The sequence below is a fragment of the Haloarcula rubra genome, from assembly GCF_019599465.1.
GTDB lineage: Archaea > Halobacteriota > Halobacteria > Halobacteriales > Haloarculaceae > Haloarcula > Haloarcula rubra.
In genome coordinates this window covers 70,575-76,736 of the sequence record NZ_RKLR01000014.1, presented here as the reverse complement: position 1 = coordinate 76,736, position 6,162 = coordinate 70,575, and the positions used below count along the sequence as shown (strand labels likewise).

Genomic DNA, 6,162 nt, shown 5'->3' with positions numbered 1-6,162 from the left:
CGCTGTGACCGCCCACGGGGAGGGTGAATCAATGCTGGTGTCGGGTGGTGAGGCGAAGTACGTTCGGCGCAAATATCGTTCCCTACGCGATTCGCTTTCGGAAGCGGGTGCGCTTCGCGCACGAACCTGTGTGGGTGACAAAGAACAGCGTCGAATCAAAGACCTAAATCACAAACTCTCCCGTCGTCTTATCACTTCGCGGAACAGTTCGAGAATCCCACCATTCGGATGGAAGACCTCGAAGGCATCCGCGAGAACAGTTCGTGGTCGGGCGTTCATTCGTGGCACTTCCACCAACTCCAGCAGTTCATCACCTACAAAGCCGAACGCGCTGGTATTCGCGTCGAGAAAGTTGACGCCTATCACACAAGTCAACGGTGTTCGGCGTGTGGGTCGATGGGCAATCGTGATGGCGACCACTTTTTGTGTTCGGAGTGTGGTCGTGGACGCCACGCGGACCTGAACGCTTCGGAGAATATCGTACAACGGGAGGGAGAACCATGCACGGGCTAACGCTTCGGGCGAGTCGAACCGTGCTACCTCGCTGGTTGAATAGCCAGCCGTCTTTGACGCCTGCTGTATGCAGGGAGGAAGGCCCGATTGACAGGGCTACACGCGCTGGAAAGCACACCGTTGGTCACAACTCGGTGGCGACCTTCGACGTTCCACGCGAAAGCGTACTTGAGAACCGAGGAAACGCGCAACCTGAATCTCCACTTCGTGGATTCCCGCGTCTGTAGGCGCGGGAGGATGTCAACACGAAGCCAAGGCAGACGATGAAAAGAATCGCAGTCACGTACTCCGGCTGTCCAGGTGTCAGTGGCGTGTTCTCGAACCCGTACCCCGCTATCGATGCCAGATAGAACGCCGACCCAGCCATGTCCAGTCCGAAATAGCGGCCGACGATGTACGCCACCGCCTCCGCTTCGAGTTCGCGTTTGGTGCATTCGGTGGCGTCCTCGACGCCGACGTGCAACAACGCATGGGCGTACTCGTGGATGAGTGTCCCCGCAGTGGCCGCGTCGGTGTCCTGTCGCAGGACTTCGACCTGGGGCTGGTCGGGCCCGACCACCTTCGGACCCTGTGGGGCGGAGCGGGTCGAGCACCCACCACTCAACAGAGCCACCTGGATGCGTCAAGATATGCCCGCCGTGTTGCTATCGCCCCGTCGTGTTCCCCTCTTGCTGGGCGTCGGACGCCTCGAGCACCTCGCCGAGGGCACTGATCTTCTGGGCGTACGTCGCGAAGTCGCCGCGCTGCAACGCCGCCTGGGCCTCGTCGTACAGCGTTCGGGCCCGCTCGAGTTCGGCCGGCGTCAGGCCGGCTTCGGGACTCGGCGCCGCGGGGCTGGCCATCCCGGCCTGCACCGCGAGGGCTTGCTCGAGCGACGGCTGCATCGTCACCCGGTCGCCGTGGACCAGGATGACCCGCTTGAGCTCCGGCAGTGCCCCCTGCTCCCGGGATTCGAGAAACAGCGGTTCGACGTAGATGATGGTATCACCGATCGGGATGGCCAGCAGATTCCCCCGGATGACCGATGACCCGGCCTGTGACCAGAGGGTGATCTGTTGGGAGATATCAGCGTCCTGGTCGATGCGGGACTCGATCTGCATCGGCCCGAAAATCAGCCGCTGCTTCGAGAAGCGGAACGCCTTGAGCGTCCCGTAGTGCGGCGGATCCGACCGGGCGGCAAGCCACCCGATCATGTTCTGTCGCCCCTCGGGGATGTACGGTTGAATCATGACGAACTCGGGCTCGTCCGCCCCGGGGAAAGTCATGATAATGTAGTAGGGGACCATCGGAAGCTCTGCACCCCGGGCTACCTCGTTCGGGATGCGCCAGGCGTCCTCTTTGTTGTAGAACACCCGTGGGTCCTGCATATGGTACAGGAGGTACTGCTGTGCCTGGACCCGGAACGCATCCTCGGGATATCGGACGTGTTGGCGGAGACCAGCGGGCATTGCCTCGAAATCCCTGAACAGTCCCGGGAAGGCCTTCCGGTAGGTCCGAATGAGCGGATCGTCAGGCTCGGCGACGTAGTAGGTGGTCTCGCCGGTATGGGCGTCGATGACGACTTTGACGGAGTTGCGGACGTAATTCACCTGGTCGCCTTTGAACTGGACCCGGTCGGAGTACGGGTAGGTATTGGTCGTCGTGTAGGCGTCGTAGATCCAGTAGAGCTTCCCGTTCGACGCCACCACGTACGGGTCACGATCGTATTCGAGGAAGGGGGCGATGGTAGGTGCCCGCGTCTGGATGTCCCTGTTGAACTGCAGTCGTGACTCCGCAGTCACGGAATCCGAGAGGATGATTCGAGGGTCCAGGAACTTGATCGAGAAGACGAGTTCCCGGAGCGGCGAGTCGAGCAGAGTGCCGCCGTCACCCCTGTAGGACGTGTAGACGTTCTGGCCACCACTCGGGTAGTCGAGTTCGCGAGTGTTCGTGTTGACGATGGCGTAGTCGGTCGTCGTCTCCCCGTAGTAGATGCGTGGCTGGGTGATGGTGATACCAGCCGACGATTGTGGCGGGATATCCTTGATGTAGAACGTGGGTAAGCCGTCTGCAGTGACGCTGCTGACCGGGGACATGGCGACCCCGAAGCCGTGTGTGTACACGAGGTGTCGGTTGACCCACGTCTGGGACTCGGATGGCAGCGCCTCGAATTCGAGCTCGCGGGCAGAGACCATCACCTGTGTCTTCTGACCGTCCACTTCGTACCGATCGATATCGACGTCAGTGAACTGGTAGTAGGTTCGGAAGATCTGGAGTTCGTTGTACGTCGTCAGGAGTGGCCGAGGATCCCACAGCCGGACGTTGTCGATGGTCCCCGGATTGTCATCGAGCTGCCCTCGAGTGAGCGTATCGGAGACAGCGAACTGCTGCTCCTCGATGCGATCGAGCGCGTAGGCGCTGTTGGTGAACTCGATCTCGTGTTCGAGATACTGCGCTTCTTTGTTGAGCTCGTCGGGCTCGACGACGAACTCCTGATAGACGGCGCCGGCAGTGTGCCCAACGAGTACGAACCCGATGAGCAGGGCAATAGGCACGTACACTGCACGCGCGTCTGGCAGCCATCTGCTGGCGAGGACGACCAGGCCGCCGAGCAGGGCGGTTACCGTGAGCACGCCCAGCAGGGGCAAAAACACTGCTCGGTCGGTGGCGCCCATCCCGAAGACGACACCGCGGGGAGAAAACAGAAGCTCGTATCGATCGAAGAAAAACAGGAGCCCCAGCAGAAGTAGCAGGACGCCGATGTAGCTCACGATGTGTGTATAGGCATGCGTTCTGAGATACGACAGGTAGCCCCAGAGATCGTAGGAGGCTGGCCGACCAGTAGCGTCCCCATCAGTCTGGCTCTTGGTGGCGACGAACGCGCGACCGTACAGCGCCAGCGACAGACCGAGCCCCGTCGCGGTGACGACGACGAGATACCCCACTATGAGGTTCAGGAACGGCAGCGTGTACACGTAGAACGCAACATCGAGTCCGGAGATCGGATCAGCGACGCCGAAGGACGTCGCATGAGTAAACCGGAGGACGGTGTCCCACGCGGAGGCGTAAACGAGGCCGATGAGCAAAGCGACGGCGATGCTACCCAGCCGATAGTGCCACGGCGGCTTGCGAGCGCCGCTGCGCTGGAGGTTCTGCGTAGCGATGCGATAGCTGCCGTACAGAACGAGGGCGCTGAGCCCCGCGGCCAGAACGAACAGCCCGAGCCAGTACGCGAGGATCGTCAGAAACACCGACTCATACCCGAGGGCGGCAAACCAGAGGAAGTCGCCGTACAGTGAGGGGATCGCGACGCTCCCGTACAGGGCGAGTACCGCAACCAGCCCGAGTAGCAGCCGTTGCCAGGGATGGCGATTCCCCTGCATGCTAGACCATTGGTGTCAATGCACTAAACAATATGCCAGCCACCTGGCGGCGGCGGGTTGCACAGCCACCCCCGGACCCACGTATCCCACGCCAGTGTCGATTGACATCCTCCCCGCCCTGAAGGGCGAGGATTCCCGACCTCCGTTGGGATATTGTGGTTTACGACGTAGCCTGTTCTCGCGGTGCAAAGCATCCGCTCTCTGAATCGAACAGGTACACCGAAGGCTGTGCCAACCAGCCGTTACTCCTATTCACCGAAAGACTCAATGAACTCGGAGATACTTTCTGCCGAATGTTCTCAGCGGCGTTCACATCCGCATTCGCTACCGTATCACACTCATCGCAGACGTACAACCCACGTTCAACACGGTTCGCATCACGCTTTCGACCACAGCACGAACACGACTTCGACGTATCCCGCTCAGACACTTCTTCAACCGTAATGCCTTCCATCTGAGCCTTGTATTCGAGTAGGTCGGTGAAGCGGTCGAACGCCCACGAGTGCAAGTCGAGGTTGCCGTGCTTCCCCCAGTTCTTCGCTCCGCCGTTTTCTTCGTCCTCGCGGATACCGGAGAGGTCACCCACCACAATCGTTCCAACTGCTTCGTCAACACACCGTTGAACGATGTGTTTCGAGAGCGTGTGGAAGTAGTGAGTACGACGACCCGACTTCATCTGATTCAGTCGCGTGGCCTGCTCTGAGTCGGAGTCGTCACACCGAGCGATGCGCTTGCTGAAGTAGTAGTCGTCCTGCTTCAGACAATTCAACGGGTACAGTTCGCTGTGGCCGTCCTCGTATGCGAATGCGGCGAAGTTGTTGATACCGAGGTCAACACCCACTGTTTTCTCACCGGGTGCCTCTGACACGTCAATTTCGACTTTACAGACGAAGTGAAACTCCCACTCGTCACCCGTCCAGACCGCCCGCACTTGTTGAACGCTCTCCACGGTGGAGAGGTCAACATCAGGGCGCGTCTGGTATTCACAGAGGATGAAGTCTGACCAGTAGTCTTTGAGGTTCGAGCCTTTGCTGAGTCTGACGCGGTTGTATGTGGTGTCGACTTTGAAGCCTTTGTTTTTGAACGTGACCGTGCTTCGGGGGTGGTCGTCGCCGTGTTTACGGTACTTCGGCGGGTTCGCCCTTGTGTCTCCATTGCGTCGTTTGCCGTACCAGCCGTTGAACGCTTCAGCGAGTTCTTGCAAAACTCGCTGACTTGACTGCGAATGCAGGTCATCATAGCGTTCGTGTGACTTCAGGTACGAGGTGAGTTCGTTGTGACCGGGGATGTGACCAATCTCTGACCATACACGGTCGCAGACCCACCGTCCGACGTTCCAGAGTTTCGATGCCGAGAACCCGAGGGCGTCGAGGTCGTCTTGCACCTGTTGCTGGTTCCTGATGGAAGCAGTGTAGGTGCGGGTGACGACCTGTTTCGCCATACGTAACCTATGTAGACAAACTTACTTGAAGGTCTGGATTCGAGTGTGGAATATCCTGCCGAGCGTTTGAATGGTGGTTTGCGAAGGATAGGGTCGGATTCATCCCCGCGCTAAAGGGCGGGGCTTTCTCCTCGAACTTCCGTAAACGCCGCCTCGACACCCCTCTCTACCGGTCGCTCGACGACGTACGTGTCCGTATCCAAGGATTATTGAACGGTCCGAAATTTCTGTGCTCACACAGACGAGCAATGATACCTACCGGCGGAGTCCTGACCACTCTCTGGACGGAGTTCGTCGCACTGATCGGTCGACTCTGGCGGACCGTACTGCGCTGGGCTAACGCGGTCACCGGAGGGATGGGGCGCTCATTCTGGCAATTCACCTCGAATCTGCTCCAGATACTGTCGGGCCTCCTCTGGGGCTGGGTCCTCGTCGGTGTCCTGTTGGGGAGCGCAGTCGTCCTGAGCGCCTTCGGCGTCGAGGACGTACACGGCGACCTCCTACAGCGCATCGATAGCGACGACAGTGCCCGACAGTTCTCTCCGGAGGCACTTCCAGACGTCTCGCCCGAGGCAGTCACGGACGCGAAGGGGCGCTTCTCGGCGTCGACGTTCGAACGGGTCACGGGAATGCGACCAGCGGCGTTCGTACACCTGTTCGTCGAGAGCAAGGGCGGTCGCGTTCGGCAACAGACCATCATCACGTGTCTCCCGTGGTCGAAGACGACGGTGGGTCGCCTACTGGACACGCTGGAGGAGGAGGGGCTTCTCGTCCGCGTCTCCACTGGCCGTGAAAACGTGGTTTGTACGCCCGCAGAAGCCCCCGACTCTGAATCCTGACGAGTCG

3 protein-coding genes and 2 pseudogenes are annotated in these 6,162 nt (G+C 59.9%); 2 read left to right on the top strand and 3 right to left on the bottom strand.

What is annotated here, in order from left to right:
- Nucleotides 1-513: pseudogene (locus EGH21_RS20965) on the top strand (RNA-guided endonuclease TnpB family protein); the annotation flags it as partial.
- A 328-nt stretch (nucleotides 514-841) separates the two neighbouring features.
- Here EGH21_RS20965 and EGH21_RS20960 read toward each other — a convergent pair.
- The 3 genes and pseudogenes from EGH21_RS20960 to EGH21_RS20950 all read right to left on the bottom strand — a co-directional run.
- Nucleotides 842-1,057: pseudogene (locus EGH21_RS20960) on the bottom strand (DUF955 domain-containing protein); the annotation flags it as partial.
- Between the two features lie 100 nt (nucleotides 1,058-1,157).
- Nucleotides 1,158-3,875 (bottom strand): UPF0182 family membrane protein, encoded by a 2,718-nt coding sequence (locus EGH21_RS20955; protein ID WP_220620365.1) that lies wholly within the window; start codon nucleotides 3,873-3,875, stop codon nucleotides 1,158-1,160.
- A 160-nt stretch (nucleotides 3,876-4,035) separates the two neighbouring features.
- Complete coding sequence (locus tag EGH21_RS20950) at nucleotides 4,036-5,316, bottom strand: RNA-guided endonuclease InsQ/TnpB family protein (RefSeq protein WP_220620364.1); 1,281 nt, start codon at nucleotides 5,314-5,316, stop codon at nucleotides 4,036-4,038.
- 356 nt (nucleotides 5,317-5,672) lie between these two features.
- Here EGH21_RS20950 and EGH21_RS20945 point away from each other — a divergent pair, with 356 nt between their 5' ends.
- A complete protein-coding gene (locus EGH21_RS20945) occupies nucleotides 5,673-6,155 on the top strand; it encodes a helix-turn-helix transcriptional regulator (RefSeq protein ID WP_220620363.1) in 483 nt (160 codons plus the stop codon).
- Nucleotides 6,156-6,162: the final 7 nt, after the last annotated feature.

Excerpts from the sequence above, each read along its gene's own strand:
- EGH21_RS20945 (WP_220620363.1), top strand. The coding sequence starts at position 5,673 with ATGGGGCGCTCATTCTGGCAATTCACCTCGAATCTGCTCCAGATACTG.
- EGH21_RS20950 (WP_220620364.1), bottom strand. The coding sequence starts at position 5,316 with ATGGCGAAACAGGTCGTCACCCGCACCTACACTGCTTCCATCAGGAAC.
- EGH21_RS20955 (WP_220620365.1), bottom strand. The coding sequence starts at position 3,875 with ATGCAGGGGAATCGCCATCCCTGGCAACGGCTGCTACTCGGGCTGGTT.